Genomic DNA, 16,531 nt, shown 5'->3' on the forward strand with positions numbered 1-16,531 from the left:
GCGGAGCGTGGCGACCTGCCCTGAACGGGTGATCCCGCGGTTCAGGGCCCTCCGCCGCGCGGGTGGAGCCCCGAGGCTGTCCGGGTGCCGCTCAGCGTCCCCGGGTTGCCGGACCTGCCGCCGGACCTCGCCGGTCCGGTGGCGGTGCAGCTGGCCAAGTCGGTGCGCGACCTGCCGACGGCGTCCGCGCTGCCCGGCGGCTGCCGCTACGAGCCCAAGTGGGACGGGTACCGGCTGGTCGTCGTCCGCGGCCGTGGCGGGACCCGGCTGTGGTCCAAGCAGGGCCGCGACCTCACCGACCGCTTCCCCGACGTCGCCGCGGCCGCGCTCGCCCAGGTCCCGGCCGGGACGGTCCTCGACGGCGAGGTGGTCGCCTGGAACGGCGAGCGGCTCGACTTCGGGCTGCTGCAGCGCCGCATGGTCACCGCGCCCTCCCGGGTGGCCGCCCTGGCCGCCGCGCACCCGGCGTCCTACGTCGCCTTCGACCTGCTGGCGGCCGGCGGTGAGGACCAGCGCCGCCGGCCGCTGCGCAGCCGCCGGTCCGCACTCGAGGACCTCGCGCGGCGGTGGGCTCCCCCGATGCAGCTGTCCCCGGTCACCGCCGATCCCGACGAGGCCCGCGGCTGGGCCGAGGACCTGCGCCCCCTCGGCATCGAGGGACTGGTGGCCAAGGGCGCGTCCACCCGGTACGCCGGCGGCCGCCGCGAGTGGCTCAAGGTCAAGTCCTGGGAGACGACGGAGGTCCTGGCCGGCGGCGTCATCGGGACCCTCGACCGGCCGAGCCAGCTGGTGGCCGGCCGCTACCGCGACGGCGAGCTGGTCGTCGTCGGGCGCACCGGTCCGCTCTCGCCCGCCCAGTCGGCCGAGCTCGCCGCCGTCCTCGCCCCCGCCGGCCCCGACCACCCCTGGCCCGAGCGGATCGGCACCGGCCGCTTCGGCGGCGGGCGACTGTCGGTGGCGCTCACCCGGGTGGAGCCGGCCGCCGTCGTCGAGGTGAGCGCGGACGCCGCGCTCACCGCCGGTGTCTTCCGGCACCCGCTGCGCTTCGTGCGGGTCCGCCCCGACCTGGCGCCCGGGGACGTCCCGCCGGCCGACTGAGTCCCGAGGTCGCCGGCTCTCAGGGACGCTGCGGCAGCCGGCCCAGCGTCACGAGGAACCGCCGAAGCAGGCAGGCGAGCTGGGCCAGCTCGTCCTCCGACAGCCCGGCGAGCAGGCCGCGCTCGGTCTCCAGGTGGTCGGGCAGCGCCGCGTCGAGGGCCTCCCGGCCGGCCGCGGTCAGGGTGACGACGACGGCCCGCCCGTCGGCCTCGCTGCGCGTCCGGGTGATCAGCCCCTTCTCCTCCAGCCGGTCCAGCCGCTGGGTGATCGCCCCCGAGGTGACCAGGGCCGTGCGCATGAGCGCGGTGGGCGTCAGCTGGTAGGGCTCCCCTGCCCGGCGGAGGGCGGCGAGGACGTCGAAGGACGGCGCGTCGAGGCCGTGCCGGGCGAACGTCGCGCGCTGGGCGAGGTGGACCTCCCGCTGCAGCTGGGTGATCCGGCCGATGATCCCCATGGGCGAGCAGTCCAGGTCCGGGCGCTCGCGGGACCACTGCTCGAGGATGAGGTCGACCGAGTCCTCCACGCCGGTACCTCAGCAGTGAGAGAACGCGAGCGTCAAGCCGCGCCGCGCCCCTCACCCGAGTGCACCAGACCGGTGGCCAGCCGGACGGTCAGCCCCTGCGGACCGGCCACCAGGTCGACGGAGTCCCACAGCTTGCGGGCGAGCCACAGGCCCATCCCGCCGGCGGCGAGGTCGTCGCCGTGCGCGGGCACGAAGCCCGCCAAGGGGTTGCTGAAGCCGGTGCCGGAGTCGGTGATCGCACAGACGACGGAGGAGCCGTCGGCCCACACCCGCGCCGAGATCGGCCGCCGTCCGTGCCGGAAGGCGTTGGCCGCCACCTCGCTCACGCCCAGGAAGAGGTCGGCGCGCTGGTCGCCGTCGGGGACGACGGCGCCGAGGACCCGCCGCAGCTCCCCGCGCAGGACGGCCAGCGCCGGCGCGCCGTCGAGGACGAGGACCGGCTCCGCTGCCTCCAACGGCTCGCAGACCGCGCCGAGGTCGCGCAGCACGGCCGTCTGGTCCCGGTACTCGGGGTTGCCGACCCGCACGCCGTCCGTCCACAGCTCCGGATGGGTGTGCCGCGCGGTCTCGAGGGCCTCGGCCGGCAGGTGCTCCCGGTCGTAGAGGCACAGGCACGTCACCGGCGCGCCGTCCACCAGCGTGTTCGCCGCCGCCTCGTACCGCCGGATCTCCCGCCAGCGCCGGGGATCGGACCCGAACAGGGGTTCGGCGAGCACCCGCAGCCGGCCGGACCCCGTCGTGGTGGCCTGCTCGACCCGCTGCCGGATGACGGCCATGGCATCGGGGGCGCGGGCGCCGACCAGGCAGACGCGGGCGTCCTCCTCGACCTCCCGGGACCGCACGCCGAGGGCCCGGCGGATGGCCGTCACGGTCTCCGGCGCGCAGGCGAGGACCGACAGGTCCCCGGACCGCAGGCCCTCCTCGACGTAGGCGGCGGCCACCGCGACCGCCTCGCCCGGAGAGGAGACGAGCGCGGCACCGTGCACGAAGCCCGAGTGCGGCGACGGCGCGCGGAGGTGCCGCGCGGCCGCGCCGCTCCCCTGCTCCGCCTGCGAGGCGGAGGCCTCACCCACTGGATCCACTGGCCCCTCGACCGACTGCCGGCAGGACTGCTCCGGCCCCTTGTCCTCGATTGTGAGGCACGTCCCCCGGTCGGCGCCTCCGGGGTGGCCCTCAGGTCCCACGGAGGGTGGACCCGACGGGCCTCGGACCGTCCACGTGGCCCGGCCCGGCGCCGGGCTCCACGCCGGCCAGCGCGAGCACGCGGGCCGGCGCGGATCCCTCGCGGGTGCGCACCCGCAGGACCACGGAGCGCGCGCTCGCCACCTGGAGCAGCTCGAGCATGAGGCCGATGCCGGCGCTGGCCAGGTAGCTGACCGCCTCCAGGTCGACCAGCACCCGCGTGCCGTCGGGGACGTCGTCGAGGACACGCAGGGCCTCGGTCCGCAGGCCGGGGACGGCGGCCAGGTCGAGCTCGCCGGAGAACGCCAGGCGGACGGTCCCGGACCCGCGGTCGACCGTCAGCCGCGCCGCCCCCGGGTCGGCCGGCCCGCCGGCGCGCCGGACCACCGGCCCGTCCGGACCCGGGCCGGCCGGGACGAAGCGGAAGTGCACGGTGGTGCCCGCGCCCGCGGCGCCGCGCTCGTCGACGGTGCGGGCCACCTCGACGTCGGCGGCCAGCGCGGAGATCAGCTCCAGTCCACGCCCGCGGTGCCCCCGGTCGGCCGGCGCCGGGCGCCACACGCCCTCGTCGCGCACGCAGACGTCGATGCTGCCGTCGGCGGCCCGCTCGAGCCGGTACTCGCAGCGCCCCTCCCCGGCGGTGGCGGCGTAGGCGTGCTCGACGGCGTTGGCCAGCGCCTCGCCGAGGGCCAGCTGCAGGTCGTCGAGGGAGTCACCGGTCAGCCCGGCGGCCAGCGCCCAGGCGGTCACCCGGCGCCGCACCCCGCGCAGCCGGGCGGGGTCGGCGCGCAGCACCTCGTGCAGCGGCTCGGGGGTGAGGCGGGCGGCGATGACGGCGACGTCGTCGGGCAGCGCCGAGTCGTCGAGCACCTCGGCGAGCAGCGCGCGGGTCAGCCGGTGCGGCTCGGCGCCGCCCAGCCGTGCGGCGGCCTCGGCCACGCGGCGCAGGCCGGTGTCCAGGGACTCGCCGCGGCGCTCCACCAGGCCGTCGGTGTAGAGCAGCAGCGTCGTCCCCGGCTTCACCGTGGTGCCGCCCTCGACGTACGGACGGCGGCCCGGCGCGCCGAGGACCGCGCCTCCGCCCTCCTCGAGGAAGGTCGCCGCGCCGTCGGTCACCAGCAGCGGCGGCAGGTGCCCGGCGCGGGCCCACCGCACGGTGCCGGCCACCCAGTCGAGCACCAGGCAGGCCGCGGTCGAGGCCAGCGCACCGGGCAACCGGGCGGCGAAGCGGTCCAGCAGCTCCAGCGCCTCGGCCGGGGCACAGCCCTGCAGCAGCGCCGTCGACAGCGCGCTGCGCAGCTGGCCCATGACCGCCGCGGCCGCCGGACCCTGGCCGACGACGTCACCGACCGCGATGGCCACCCGGCCCCCGCCCAGCTCGACGACGTCGTACCAGTCGCCGCCGGCCGAGGTGCCCGCGGCACCGGGCAGGTACTCGGCGGCCAGCGCGAGCCGCTCCAACCGGGGCACCGCGGCGGGCAGCAGGCTCAGCTGCAGGACGGAGGCGATGTCCTGCTCGGCCCGGTAGAGGCGGGCCCGGTCCAGCGCCGAGGCGCACTGCTCGGCCACCGCCAGCAGCATGCCGCGCTCGGCCGTCCCCAGCCGGCCGGCCTCGGCAGCGCCCACACCGACCACGCCGACCACCCGGCCGGCGACCAGCAGCGGCAGCGCCACGACCGACCGGGGCCCGCCGTCCCCGCGGTCCGGGACGTCGTCGATCCACACCGCGCGACGTCCGGTGACCGCGGTGGTGACCGCCACCGGCGTGCTCAGCGGGATCTCGGTCCAGCGCTCCCGGTCGTCGGCCGGGGGGCCGGACCGCGCGAGCAGCCGCAGGGCGCGGCCGGCGTCGTCGACCTCGTAGACGCCGACCCTGCTGCCCTCGCCGGTGAGCGAGAGGACGGAGGCGGCGGCCGCCTTGGCCACCTCGACCGGCGTGGTGGCGGCCGAGAGCTCGGCGGTGACCCGCTGCAGCAGTCCCAGGCGCCGCGCCGCGGCCCGCTCGTCGGCCAGCAGCAGCGCGTTGTCGAGGGCCAGGGCGGCGCGGGCGGCGATCTCCTCGGCGAGCGCGCGGTCGTCGTCGTGGAAGGGCGGGGCGTCGTCGCGGCGCCCCAGCGCCAGCACCGCGCGCACCCGGCCGCGGACGGTGAGCGGCACCAGCAGCGCCGAGCTCAGGTCCAGGCGGATCCCGTCGTGGCGGGGGCCGGACAGGTGCGGGCGCAGCACGGAGGCGCCGGTCTCGAGCACCTCGACGCCCAGTCCCCCGTGCGGCTCCAGGTGCGCCGGGCGGTCGACGTCCCCCTCGAGGCCCGCGAGGCCCACGTAGCGCAGCCGCCCGTCCGGGCCGACGACCCGCGCGGTGCAGACGTCGGCCAGGCGGCGGTCGACGACCAGCCGCGCCAGGCCGGCCAGCTGCCGGTCGACCTCGGTCTCGCGGTCCAGCGCCGTGCCCACCTCGGCGAGCAGCGTCTGCCGCTCGGTCTCCCGGTAGCGGGCGTTGATGTCGGTGCAGCTGCCCACCCAGCCTCCGGCGGTGCCGCCGATGGGCACGGCACGCTCGAGCAGCCAGTGGTGGGCGCCGTCGGCGCGGCGCAGCCGGAACTCGACCTCCCAGCCCTCCCCTGCCGTCGTCGCGGCCGCCACCGTGGCGGTGTAGCGCCGGGCGTCGTCGGGGTGCAGCCCGGCCTGCCACCCCTCGCCGCGCTCGGCCTCCACGGAGCGGCCGGTGAACGCCGTCCAGGCGGCGTTGAGGAACTCGCGCCGGCCGGTGCCGTCGGCGACCCAGATCAGCGCGGGCGCGAGGTCGGCCATCGTGGTGAACCGCTCCTCGGCCTCGCGCCGGGCGCGGCCGAGCTGCAGGTGGGCGTCGACGCGGGCGAGCAGCTCCTGGGCGGAGAAGGGCTTGACCAGGTAGTCGTCGGCGCCGGCGGCGAGGCCCTCGACGGCGGCCTCCTGGCCGGCGCGGGCGGAGAGCAGGACCACCGGGACGCGGGAGGTGCGGGCGTCGGCGCGCAGGGCGGCGAGCAGCTGCATGCCGTCCAGCCGCGGCATCATCACGTCGCTGACGACGAGGTCGGGCGGGTCGGCCAGGGCCGCGTCGAGGGCCGCCTGGCCGTCGGCGACGGCACGGACCTCGTGCACCGGCGCGAGCAACCGCACCACGTAGTCGCGCATGTCGGCGTTGTCGTCGGCCACCAGCACCCGGCCGGCGCGGCTGCCCTGCGAGCCGGGGGCGGCCGCGGGGGCGTCGTCGCCCGCCGACGGCACCCAGCGCAGCGCCTCGGCGACGAACGGCGTGGCCCCGGGCGAGATCGCCGGCGGCTCGGCCACCGCGGGCGCCAGACGGTCGGCGGGCAGGTGCCCGCTGCCCAGCGGCACGGTGACGGTGAAGGTCGTCCCGACGTCGGGTGCGCTCTGCACCTCGACCGAGCCGCCGTGCAGGCCCACCAGCTCACGGACCATCGCCAGCCCGATGCCGCTGCCCTCGCCGGAGCGCGACCGGGCGCCGGACACGCGGCTGAACCGCTCGAAGAGCCGGGGCAGCTCGGCGGCGGGGATGCCGGTGCCGGTGTCGGCGACGGTGAGGACCGCGGCGCCGTCGTCCTGCCGGAGCCGCACGGTGATGCCGCCCTCGAAGGTGAACTTCAGCGCGTTGGAGAGCAGGTTGAGGACGACCTTCTCCCACATGTCCCGGTCGACGTGCACCGGCTGCGACAGCGGCGGGCAGTCGACGGTCAGCCGCAGGCCGGCCCGGTCGACGGCGGAGCGGAAGACGCTGGCGAGCTCCGCGGTGGTCGCGGCGAGGTCGACCGGCTCGAACCGCGCGTCGATGCGGCCGGCCTGGATGCGCGAGAAGTCGAGCAGGGTGTTGACCAGCTTCTGCAGCCGCAGCGCGTTGCGCTCGACGACCTCGAGCTCCTCGGCCACCCGCGGGTCGGCCGCGGCCGCGGAGGCCCGCAGCTCGGCGACCGGGCCCATGATCAGCGTCAGCGGGGTGCGGAACTCGTGGCTGACGTTGCTGAAGAAGTCGGTCTTGGCGCGGTCGAGCTCGGCGAGGGCCTCCGCACGGCGCCGCTCGGCCGCGTGGCTGCCCGCATTGGCCAGGCCCGAGGCGATCTGGCCCGCGACCAGCTCGAGGAACCCGGCATAGGCCTCGTCGAGGGCGCGGTGCGGGTTGAGCCCCACCACCAGGAAGCCGGCGACCGCGGGAGTGTCCGCGACCGGGGAGGCGACCGGGGAGGCGACCGGTACCGCGAGCGCCCGCGACGGCGGGCGCGCCCAGGCGCCGGTGGGCAGTCCGGGGACCCCGTCGAGGTCGACGACGGCCTGCTCGCCGGCGCGCAGCCGGGACAGCGGCCAGACCGCGTCGTCGGTGAGGGTCTGCGGCGCGGCCGGGGAGCCCGGGGTCAGCCCGGTCGCGGTGCCCAGGCGCGCGGTGCCGTCGTCGTCCACCAGGTAGGTGGCCGAGAAGGGCAGGTCGGCGTCGTTGCGGGCCAGCTGCCCACCGACGGCGGCCAGCACGTCGGCCTCGGTGCGCGTCGCGGCGATCGCCGTCGCGAGGTCGCGCAGGCTGGCCATCCGCCGCTCGGCGAGCACCCGGTCGGTGTTCTCGGTGACGACGCAGAGCATCCCGGCGGTGCGGCCGTCGTCGTCGGCGACCGGGCTGTAGGAGAAGGTGTGGTAGGTCTCCTCCGGGTACCCGCTGCGCTCCAGGAAGAGCAGCAGGTCCTCGTCCCAGGTGGCGGTGCCGGTGGCCAGGACCGACTCGATCCGCGGGCCGATGTCGTGCCAGATCTCCGCCCACACCTCGGACGCCGGACGGCCCAGCGCCCACGGGTGCTTGCCCTGCAGCGTGTCGCGGCGGTAGGCGTCGTTGTAGAAGAACGACAGCTCGGGGCCCCAGGCGGCCCACATCGGGAACCGCGAGGTCAGGACGATGCGCACGAGGTTGCGCAGCGCCGGGGGCCAGTGCCCGGCGGGTCCGAACGGGGTGTCCGCCCAGTCCCGGGCGGCCATCTCCCGGCCCACCTCCCCGCCACCGGTGAACACGGAGTCGGGCGCCTTCCCCGTCACCGTGCCACCACGGAGGGCAGCCTAAGCGCTGCTCCCCGCGCGCGCCGGACCCCGTCCGGCCAGCGCGTCGAGCACCGGGCGCTCCAGGCCGGTGGCCGCGGCGACCTCCCCTGCGTCGACGGCGCCGCAGTCCAGCCCGCGCAGCACCACCCCGGCCAGCGCCCGCGCGGTGGCCGGCTCGTCGAGCACCCCGGCGTCGGCCCGCTCGACGTAGGCCGACAGCCGTCCGGCAGCCGCGGGCAGGGCGCCGCGGAAGAACGCGTAGGTGGCCACGTAGCGGGTGACCAGCTGGGCGGGGTGCAGGTCCCAGCCCTGGTAGAGGCCGCGCTCCAGCGCCCGCCGGACCAGCCCGGCGTGCACCCGCCAGCCGGCGTGCACCTGCTCACGCGGGCCGGCGGGCAGCAGGTTGGTGGAGCCGTCGACCGCCCGCGCGCCGGTCCCCGCGACGGCGACCTGCATGAGCTGCTTGGCGAGGTCGAGCGCGGGGTGGTCGGAGGACTGGTGCGCCGCCGCGATGCCCAGCGCCGCGCTGTAGTCGTAGGTGCCGTGGTGCAGGCCGGTCAGCCGCGGGCCGGCGGCGTGCACCATGCGGGCCAGCGTCACCGCGCCGTCGGCACCGAGCACCGCCTGGGGGGTCTCCACCTGCAGCTCCAGGTCCAGCGCGACGCCGTGGGCGTCCTCCAGCGCGTCGAGGACGGGGAGGAAGGCGCGCACCTGCTCGACGTCGGTGACCTTGGGCAGCGTGACCGTCGCCCGGGGGGCCGTCGTCGCGCTGATGACCCCGACGGGGGCCTTCGTAGCGGCCCCCCGAGGGGCCTTCGTCGCGCTCCCGGCCTCCAGGGAGGCGAGGAAGAGGTCGAGGGAGCGGACGCCGCGGCGGCGGGTGGGCCCCTCCAGCGACTTCGCGCGGATGCCGAGCGACGGCGGGGCGGTGCCGTCGGCGAGGTCCGCGGCGACGGCGGCCGCGGCCCGGCGCACGTCGTCGTCCTCGTCGTCGGAACGGCCGCGGTAGCCGTCCTCGGCGTCGACCCGCAGGTCCTCCACCGGCTCGGCGGCGAGCTTGGCGCGCACCCGCGGCAGCACCTGCTCGAGCAGGCCGGCGTCGTACCCGAGGTCGGGCAGACCGTGCTCGTCGAGCGCCGCCAGCGCGGCGGCACCCCAGCGGGAGGCCAAGCGGGGGACGACGGCGTCGGCGGGGACGTAGCAGGTGTGCACCGGCTGCCGGCCCGGCCGCTCGCCGGGATAGGCCGTGGCGCGGGCGGCGTCGACCGGCGCGAGCCGGCGGTCCAGCTCCGCGTAGACCCGTTCCTCGAGCATCACTCGATCAGGTCGTAGGCCGGGAGGGTGAGGAAGTCGGGGAAGTCCTCCGCCAGCGCCACCTGCTCGAACAGCCGCCGGGCGTCGTCGAGGTGCGGCAGGTCACCGATGCCCTCGACCTCCTCCGCCACCACGCGGCGGACCAGCTCGCCGGTCACCGTCTCGCCGGTGTCCAGCTCGACGCCGGCGTGCACCCACTGCCACACCTGCGAGCGGCTGATCTCGGCGGTGGCGGCGTCCTCCATGAGGCCGTGGATGCCGACCGCACCGTTGCCGCCCAGCCACGCGGCCAGGTAGCGGATCGCCACCTCGACGTTGGCGCGCAGGCCCGCGAGCGTGCGCCCGCCCGGGACGCCCGCGACGTCGAGCAGCTGCGCCGCGGTCACCGACACCTCGGGGCGCTGCCGGTCGAGCTGGTTGGGCCGGTCGCCCAGGACGGCGTCGAAGGCCTCCCGGCAGACCGGGACGAGGTCGGGGTGGGCCACCCAGGAGCCGTCGAAGCCGTCGCCGGCCTCGCGGGTCTTGTCCTCGCGGACCTTCGCCAGCGCGCGCTCGTTGGCCTCGGCGTCCCTGCGGCTGGGGATCGCCGCGGCCATGCCGCCGATGGCCATGGCGCCGCGGCGGTGGCAGACGGCGACCAGCTGGTCGGTGTAGGCCCGCATCATCGGCGCGGTCATCGTGACCGCCGCCCGGTCGGGCAGCACGAACTCCGGCCCGGCCTCGCGGAAGACCTTGATCACGCTGAACAGGTAGTCCCAGCGGCCGGCGTTGAGGCCGGTGGCGTGGCTGCCCAGCGCGTGCAGCATCTCCTCCATCTCGAAGGCGGCCGGGATGGTCTCGACGAGCATCGTGGCGCGGACCGACCCCTCGGGGATCCCCAGCGACCGCTCGGCGGCGTCGAAGACCAGCCTCCACAGCGCCGCCTCGAGGTGGCCCTCCATCTTCGGCAGGTAGAAGTACGGGCCGCTGCCGCGCGACAGCTGCTCGGCGGCGTTGTGGAACAGGTACAGCCCCGCGTCGACCAGCGCACCGACCGCCGGCTGCCCGTCGACCAGCAGGTGCCGCTCGGGGAGGTGCCAGCCGCGGGGGCGGGGGACGATCGTGGGCAGGTCGCCGTCCTCGCGCAGCCGGTACTCCCGGCCCTCGGGGGTGGAGAAGGCGAGCTCACGGCGCACGGCGTCGCGCAGCACGACCTGCCCGGTGACGACGTTGCGCCAGTGCGGGGTGTTGGCGTCCTCGAGGTCGGCGAGCCACACGTCGGCGCCGCAGTTGAGCGCGTTGACCGCCATCTTCGGCTCGGTCGGCCCGGTGATCTCCACCCGGCGGTCGACCAGGCCGGGCGGCGGCGGGGGCACCTGCCAGTCGCCGTCGCGGACGTCGGCGGTCTCCGGGCGGAAGTCGAGCCGGCGGGCGGTGGCGATCTCGGCGCGCCGGGTGGCCCGGGCGGCCAGCAGGGCGTCGCGCTGGGACCCGAAGCGGCGCTGCAGGTCCGCGACGAACTCCAGCGCCTCGGGGGTGAGCACCTCCCCGGACCGCTCGACGTCGGGACCCTCCACGCGCACGTCCGTCACCGCTCGTCCCCTCTGCCGGCCCGGGTGGGCTGCCATCCTGTCACCGTGTCCCGCCTCGACGAGTTCAACAGCGAGCCCGCCGACGCCGCCGTCGAGGCGCTGCGCGGCTGCAACGCCGCCCCGCGCTTCGCCGCCGGGCTCGTCGCCGGCCGCCCGTTCCCCGACGCGGCCACGCTGGTCCGCCGCGCCGGGGAGGTCGCCCGCGCGCTGCCCTGGGACGAGGTGCAGCTGGCGCTGGCCACCCATCCGCGGATCGGCGACCGGGTGGAAGGCGCCTCGGCCGAGGCGCGGGCCTCCCGCCGCGAGCAGGGCGCGATGGGCGGCGCCGACGACGACACCCGCGCCGCCATCGTCGAGGGCAACCGCGCGTACGAGGAGCGCTTCGGGCACGTCTACCTGATCCGCGCGGCCGGCCGGTCGCCGGAGGAGATGCTCGCCGAGCTGCGCCGCCGGCTGGACAACGACCCCGACGCCGAGCGCGCCGAGGTGGTCGAGCAGCTGGCGCAGATCACCGAGCTGCGGGTGCAGGAGCTGATCGACGGATGAGCGTCTCCACGCACGTGCTCGACGCCGTCGCCGGCCGGCCGGCGGCGGGGATCGCCGTCCGCCTGTTCGCGGGGGACTCCCAGCTGGGCGAGGGCGTGACCGACGACGACGGCCGCTGCCGGCTGACCGAGGCGGCCACGGCGGCCGGGCCGCACCGGCTGGTGTTCGCCACCGGCGCGTGGTTCGAGGCACGCGGGACGAGGGCGTTCTGGCCGGAGGTCACGCTGACCTTCGCCGTCTCCGAGCCGGCCGTCCACCACCACGTGCCGCTGCTGCTCTCCCCGTTCGCCTACTCCACCTACCGCGGCAGCTGACGGGAGGAGCCGTGCCGGAGGTCGAGCTCGTCGGCGTGCCCTTCGACGGCTACGGCCGCCCCGGCAACCAGGCCCTCGCCGTCGGCGCCCTGCGGCGGGCCGGACTCGCCGCGGCCCTCGGCTCCCCCGCGCGCGACACCCTGCTGGAGCTCCCGGAGCCCGTCGCGGAGCGGGGCCCCGCCGGCGGCCTGCTCAACGAGCCGGCCCTGGTCTCGGCCACCGACCAGCTCGCCGCACGGGTCGCCGCGGCCGCCGCCGCCGGCCGCTTCCCGGTCGTCCACGGCGGCGACTGCGCGCTGCTGCTCGGGTCGGTCGCCGGCCTGCGGGACGCGGCCGGGACCGCCGGCCTGGTGGTCGTCGACGGCCACGAGGACGCGGTGCCGCTGGACGTCTCCGAGGACGGCGAGGCGGCCAACACCGAGATCGGGCTGCTCGGGCTGACCGGGCGGCTGCTCACCGGGCCGCTGGCCCGCCGCCGCGGCGTCCTCGACCCGGCGGCGCTGGCGGTGCTCGGCCCGCGCGACCGCGACTGGCGGGCGCTCTCCGCCGTCGGCTCGGTGCGCGACGCCGGGGTGTGGCTGCGAGACGCCGGGGTGTGGCTGCGCGACGCCGACGAGGTGACAGCCGCCCCGCGGGCCGCCGGCCGGGAGGCGGCGGCGCACGTGGCCGCCACGGCGCCCCGGTGGTGGCTGCACGTGGACCTCGACGTCCTGGACCCCGTCGTCTTCCCCGCCCAGGGACTGCCCGGCGTCCCGGACGACCCCGGCGGACTGCGCCCGGCCGAGCTCACCGAGCTGCTGCTGGGCGCGCTCGAGGTACCCGGCTGCGCCGGCTGGAGCGTGGCGGTCTACGACCCCGAGCAGGACCCGGGCGGCTCCTGCGCCCGCGAGGTCGTCCGGCTCGCCGGGCAGGTGGCCGCGGCGCTGCCCTGACCCGCCGGTTCCACGTGCAACACCGGCGCAACCCGCGTGGGGCAGGCTGCGGGGCATGGCGATCGTGCTCGGGCCCAACCAGTACGGGAAGGCGGAGGTCCGCGTCGTCGCGGTCGACCGGAGCTCCCCCCGGCACGAACTGGTGGATCTCAACGTCAGCACCAGCCTGCGCGGGGACTTCGCCGCCGCGCACACCGCGGGCGACAACGCGCACGTCCTGACCACCGACGCGCAGAAGAACACCGTCTTCGCCTTCGCCCGCGACGGCGTCGGCTCGCCGGAGGCGTTCGGCCTGCGCCTGGCCCGCCACCTCGCCGGCTCCTACGACTGGATCACCGGCGCCCGGGTGGCCGTGGAGTCCTACGGCTGGGAGCGGATCGCCGTCGGCGGGCAGCCGCACGGGCACGCCTTCCGGCGCCCCGGCGGGGAGGTCCGGACGGCGGTCGTCACCGCCGACGGGGGCGACGTGCACGTGCTGGCGGGCCTGACCGACCTCGTCGTCCTCAAGACCACCGGCTCGGAGTTCTGGGGCTACCCGCGTGACCGCTACACGACCCTGCCCGAGACCCGCGACCGCGTCCTGGCCACCGCGGTCACCGCCCGCTGGCGGTACACGTCGGCCGACCTCGACTGGGACGCGCTGTTCACCGGCGTCCGGACGACGCTGCTCGAGACCTTCGCCGCCACCCACTCCCTCGCCCTGCAGCAGACGCTGTACGCGATGGGCGAGGCGGTGCTCGAGGGCTTCGGCGACGTCGCCGAGGTGCGGATGTCCATGCCGAACAAGCACCACTTCCTGCAGGACCTGTCGGCCTACGGCCTGACCAACACCCCGGGGGTCGACGACACGCTCGTCTACCACGCCGACGACCGGCCCTACGGCCTCATCGAGGGCAGCGTGCTGCGCGACGACGTCCCGCCCGCCGAGGTCGCGTGGCTGGGCACGCCCGGCTTCTGCTGAGCGTGACGTCTGCTGGGATGACGGCATGAGCGACGAGCGCGAGGTCCTGACGTACGACCTGTTCGGGACGGCGGCCCGCGAGCTGGCCCGGCAGGTCGCCGACGACGGCTTCGAGCCCGACCTGATCCTGTCGATCGCCCGCGGCGGGCTGTTCCTCGGCGGGGCCCTGGGCTACGCGCTCGACGTCAAGAACCTGTTCGTGATGAACGTGGAGTTCTACACCGGCGTCGACGAGCGGCTGGACCTGCCGGTGGTGCTGCCGCCGACGCTGGACGCCGTCGACCTCACCGGCGCGGACGTCCTGGTCGCCGACGACGTGGCCGACACCGGGAAGACGCTGGAACTGGTGCGCGACTTCTGCGCCGGCTACGTCTCCGACGTCCGGACCGCCGTCGTCTACGAGAAGTCCCGGTCGCTGGTGAGGTGCGACTACGTGTGGCGCCGCACCGACGCGTGGATCGACTTCCCCTGGTCGTCGCAGCCGCCGGTGCGCACCCGCAGCAGCCGCCCCGCCCACTAGCCGTGGCCGCCGTCGAGCTCGAGCCGATCACGCCGGAGAACGTCCGGGCGGTGTGCGACCTGCGGGTGGCGCCGGGCCAGGAGCACCTCGTCGCACCGAACGCGGTGTCCCTCGCCGAGGCGTACGTGTACCCGCAGGCCTGGTGCCGAGCGGTGCGCGCGGACGGCCGACTGGTCGGCTTCGTGATGCTCTGGGACTCCCCCGAGGAGCTCGGGCACATGCTGTGGCGGCTGATGGTCGACGCCTCCGCGCAGGGGCGGGGCATCGGCCGGCAGGTGGTGGCCCTGGTCGCCGAGCACGTCCGTGCGCAGGGCGTGCCGGTGCTGCGGGTGAGCGTGGTGGAGGGCGAGGGCAGCCCGGCGCCGTTCTACCGGTCGCTCGGCTTCGTCCCCACCGGCGAGATGGCCGACGACGAGCCGGTCCTCGCCCTGACCCTCTGAGCCGGCTACCTGCGCACCGACACCGTCACGGTGTACCGCCGGTCGTTCGCGGCAGTGCGGGTCGGGCCGACGATGCGCCGCAGCGCCGCGCGGTGCGGCAGCCGGTTGTTGTAGACCGTCCACAGCTCCCCGCCGGGCCGCAGCAGCCGCGCCGCGGCGGAGAACAGCCGGTCGGCGGCCGCCGTCACCACGGCCGCGCCCAGGTGGAACGGCGGGTTGCAGACGACGAGGTCCACGCTGCCGTCGGGCAGGGCCGACGCGGCGTCGTCGCGCAGGACGCCCACGCGGCCGAGCCCGGCGCGTGCCAGCGTGGCCCGCGCCGAGTCGACCGCGGCGGCCGACTGGTCGGTGGCGGTCACCGTCAGGTCGGGCCGGGCGCGGGCGAGGGCGGCGGCCAGCACGCCGGTGCCACAGCCCAGGTCGACGGCGGTCCGCGCCCCCGGAGCGGCACCGTCGAGGGCGCCGAGCAGCAGCCGGGTGCCGTCGTCGACGCGCGTGCCGGCGAAGGCGGCGCCGTGCGCGCACACCTCGAGGTCCAGGGCGTCGTCGTGCCGGCAGCGGGGGAAGGAGGGCTGCACGCCCGGCCGCGGCCCGCGGGCCACCAGCACCCGCGACTTCTGCCGGGCCAGGGTGGCCGCTACATCGGTGAACCCGACCCGCAGCACGTCGTTCATGCCGAGCGTCATGTGCTTGACCCGCCCGCCGACCAGCACCGTGACGCCGGGGGCGGCTGCGGCGGCGGCCAGCTCGGTGAGCTCGCGCAGCGCGTCGAGGGCCCGGGGCGCGCGGGCCAGCACGAGCGTCGCGCCGTCGAAGAGCCCGGCGTCCAGCGGCGCGGACCGGTAGGTGCCGGTCAGCCCGCAGCGCTGCGCGTTCAGCGCCAGCGCCCGCTCCCCGACCAGCAGGTCCTGCGACACGCGGACGTCGCGCGCGCCAGCCGCGACCGCGCCGAGGGTGAGCGCGCCGTACGCGTCGTCGACGACGACCACCCGCTGCTCGGACAACCGGTCGGCGGTGTCGAGCAGCAGCCGGTCGGTGGCGTCGACGGCGACCAGGTCCGGCGCCTCGACGTCGGGCTCCCGGCGCAGCCGGTCCAGCACCTCGGCGGCGGAGACGGTCATCCCTGCCGCCGTCAGCGGCGCGGCGTGGCGGCGACGAACGCGGCCACCACGCGGCCGAGCTCCGGGCCGACGTCCTCCTGCAGGAAGTGCCCGCCGCCGCGCAGGGTGGCGTGCGGCATGCCCTGCGCGCCGGGCACGACCCGCTGGAACACCCGGTCCCCGCCGCCGGTGATCGGGTCGGAGTCGGAGAACGCGGTGAGGAACGGCTTCTCCCAGCGGGCGAGCACCTCCCACGCGGCCCGGTTCGCCGCCGCGGCGGGGTCGTCGGGCGCCGTCGGCACCAGGCTCGGGAAGACGCGGGCACCGGCCTTGGACGCCTCGTCGGGGAACGGCGCGTCGTAGGCGGCGATCACCTCGGGCGGCAGCACGGTGACCGTGCCGTTGGCGACGACGCGGCCGACGTCGAAGGCGGGCGTCGTCGTGGCGAAGCGCTGCCAGGCGAGGAACGCCTCGCTCATCGGGGTGTCGCCGGTGGGCAGGCCGGTGTTGGCGACCACCACCCGCGCGAACCGGTCGGGGTGCTCGGCCACCAGGCGCAGGCCGATCAGCCCACCCCAGTCCTGCCCGACGAGCGTGACGTCGACCAGGCCGAGTCCCTCGAACAGCGTCTGCCGCATCCACTCCACGTGCGCGGCGTAGCCGTGGACGGCCGGGTCGGTGGGCTTGTCGGAGCGGCCGAAGCCGACCAGGTCGGGCGCGACGACGCGCAGCCCGGCGGCGGTGAGCTCCGGGACCACCCGGCGCCACAGGAAGGACCACGACGGCTCGCCGTGCAGCAGCAGCACCACCTCGCCGTCGGGCGGTCCGACGTCGACCACCGCGACCCGCAGCATCGTGCCGTCGCCGGCGTCGAAGGTGACGTACGTGGGCGGGTACGGGAAGTCCGGCAGCGCGGCGAACCGCTCCTCCGGCGTGCGGACGACGTCCATGCAG

Annotated in this window: 14 protein-coding genes; 7 read left to right on the forward strand and 7 right to left on the reverse strand. The window is 76.8% G+C overall.

All coding sequences use genetic code 11. The features are described from left to right. Window positions 1-84: 84 nt before the first annotated feature. Window positions 85-1,098 carry an ATP-dependent DNA ligase gene (locus HLV61_RS16080; RefSeq protein ID WP_369257181.1) on the forward strand — a complete coding sequence of 338 codons (1,014 nt, stop codon included), beginning with the start codon at window positions 85-87 and terminating at the stop codon, window positions 1,096-1,098. A 19-nt stretch (window positions 1,099-1,117) separates the two neighbouring features. On the opposite strand, the gene HLV61_RS16085 is transcribed toward HLV61_RS16080, so the two are convergent. The 5 genes from HLV61_RS16085 to aceB form a co-directional block, all read right to left on the reverse strand. After that, entirely contained in the window at window positions 1,118-1,621 is a 504-nt protein-coding gene (locus HLV61_RS16085) for a MarR family winged helix-turn-helix transcriptional regulator (RefSeq protein WP_369257183.1), read from the reverse strand. Between the two features lie 32 nt (window positions 1,622-1,653). Beyond that, window positions 1,654-2,694 carry an anti-sigma factor RsbA family regulatory protein gene (locus HLV61_RS16090; protein ID WP_369257185.1) on the reverse strand — a complete coding sequence of 347 codons (1,041 nt, stop codon included), beginning with the start codon at window positions 2,692-2,694 and terminating at the stop codon, window positions 1,654-1,656. 100 nt (window positions 2,695-2,794) lie between these two features. Next, the gene (locus tag HLV61_RS16095; protein ID WP_369257187.1) at window positions 2,795-7,876 is read right to left on the reverse strand and encodes a SpoIIE family protein phosphatase; all 5,082 of its coding nucleotides are present in this window, start codon (window positions 7,874-7,876) and stop codon (window positions 2,795-2,797) included. A gap of 21 nt (window positions 7,877-7,897) precedes the next feature. After that, window positions 7,898-9,193 carry a DUF6986 family protein gene (locus HLV61_RS16100; RefSeq protein WP_369257189.1) on the reverse strand — a complete coding sequence of 432 codons (1,296 nt, stop codon included), beginning with the start codon at window positions 9,191-9,193 and terminating at the stop codon, window positions 7,898-7,900. Beyond that, complete coding sequence (aceB, locus tag HLV61_RS16105; RefSeq protein WP_369257191.1) at window positions 9,193-10,764, reverse strand: malate synthase A; 1,572 nt, start codon at window positions 10,762-10,764, stop codon at window positions 9,193-9,195. The genes HLV61_RS16100 and aceB overlap by 1 nt, the downstream gene beginning before the upstream one ends. Before the next feature lie 45 nt (window positions 10,765-10,809). Here aceB and uraD point away from each other — a divergent pair, with 45 nt between their 5' ends. The 6 genes from uraD to HLV61_RS16135 are packed head-to-tail and all read left to right on the forward strand — an operon-like array spanning window position 10,810 to window position 14,477. Continuing rightward, window positions 10,810-11,310 carry a 2-oxo-4-hydroxy-4-carboxy-5-ureidoimidazoline decarboxylase gene (gene uraD, locus HLV61_RS16110; RefSeq protein WP_369257193.1) on the forward strand — a complete coding sequence of 167 codons (501 nt, stop codon included), beginning with the start codon at window positions 10,810-10,812 and terminating at the stop codon, window positions 11,308-11,310. After that, the gene (gene uraH, locus HLV61_RS16115; RefSeq protein ID WP_369257195.1) at window positions 11,307-11,624 is read left to right on the forward strand and encodes a hydroxyisourate hydrolase; all 318 of its coding nucleotides are present in this window, start codon (window positions 11,307-11,309) and stop codon (window positions 11,622-11,624) included. The genes uraD and uraH overlap by 4 nt, the downstream gene beginning before the upstream one ends. Window positions 11,625-11,635: 11 nt before the next feature. Further along, entirely contained in the window at window positions 11,636-12,556 is a 921-nt protein-coding gene (locus tag HLV61_RS16120) for an arginase family protein (protein ID WP_369257197.1), read from the forward strand. 55 nt (window positions 12,557-12,611) lie between these two features. Next, a complete protein-coding gene (gene pucL / locus HLV61_RS16125) occupies window positions 12,612-13,517 on the forward strand; it encodes a factor-independent urate hydroxylase (protein ID WP_369257199.1) in 906 nt (301 codons plus the stop codon). Between the two features lie 25 nt (window positions 13,518-13,542). Further along, window positions 13,543-14,037 carry a phosphoribosyltransferase gene (locus HLV61_RS16130; protein WP_369257201.1) on the forward strand — a complete coding sequence of 165 codons (495 nt, stop codon included), beginning with the start codon at window positions 13,543-13,545 and terminating at the stop codon, window positions 14,035-14,037. Between the two features lie 2 nt (window positions 14,038-14,039). After that, complete coding sequence (locus HLV61_RS16135; RefSeq protein WP_369257203.1) at window positions 14,040-14,477, forward strand: GNAT family N-acetyltransferase; 438 nt, start codon at window positions 14,040-14,042, stop codon at window positions 14,475-14,477. Window positions 14,478-14,482: 5 nt separating this feature from the next. On the opposite strand, the gene HLV61_RS16140 is transcribed toward HLV61_RS16135, so the two are convergent. Further along, entirely contained in the window at window positions 14,483-15,598 is a 1,116-nt protein-coding gene (locus HLV61_RS16140; RefSeq protein WP_369257205.1) for a class I SAM-dependent methyltransferase, read from the reverse strand. An 11-nt stretch (window positions 15,599-15,609) separates the two neighbouring features. Beyond that, window positions 15,610-16,527 carry a haloalkane dehalogenase gene (locus HLV61_RS16145; protein ID WP_369257207.1) on the reverse strand — a complete coding sequence of 306 codons (918 nt, stop codon included), beginning with the start codon at window positions 16,525-16,527 and terminating at the stop codon, window positions 15,610-15,612. Window positions 16,528-16,531: the final 4 nt, after the last annotated feature.

Source organism: Geodermatophilus amargosae (assembly GCF_041028265.1).
In the GTDB taxonomy this organism is placed as follows: domain Bacteria; phylum Actinomycetota; class Actinomycetes; order Mycobacteriales; family Geodermatophilaceae; genus Geodermatophilus; species Geodermatophilus amargosae_A.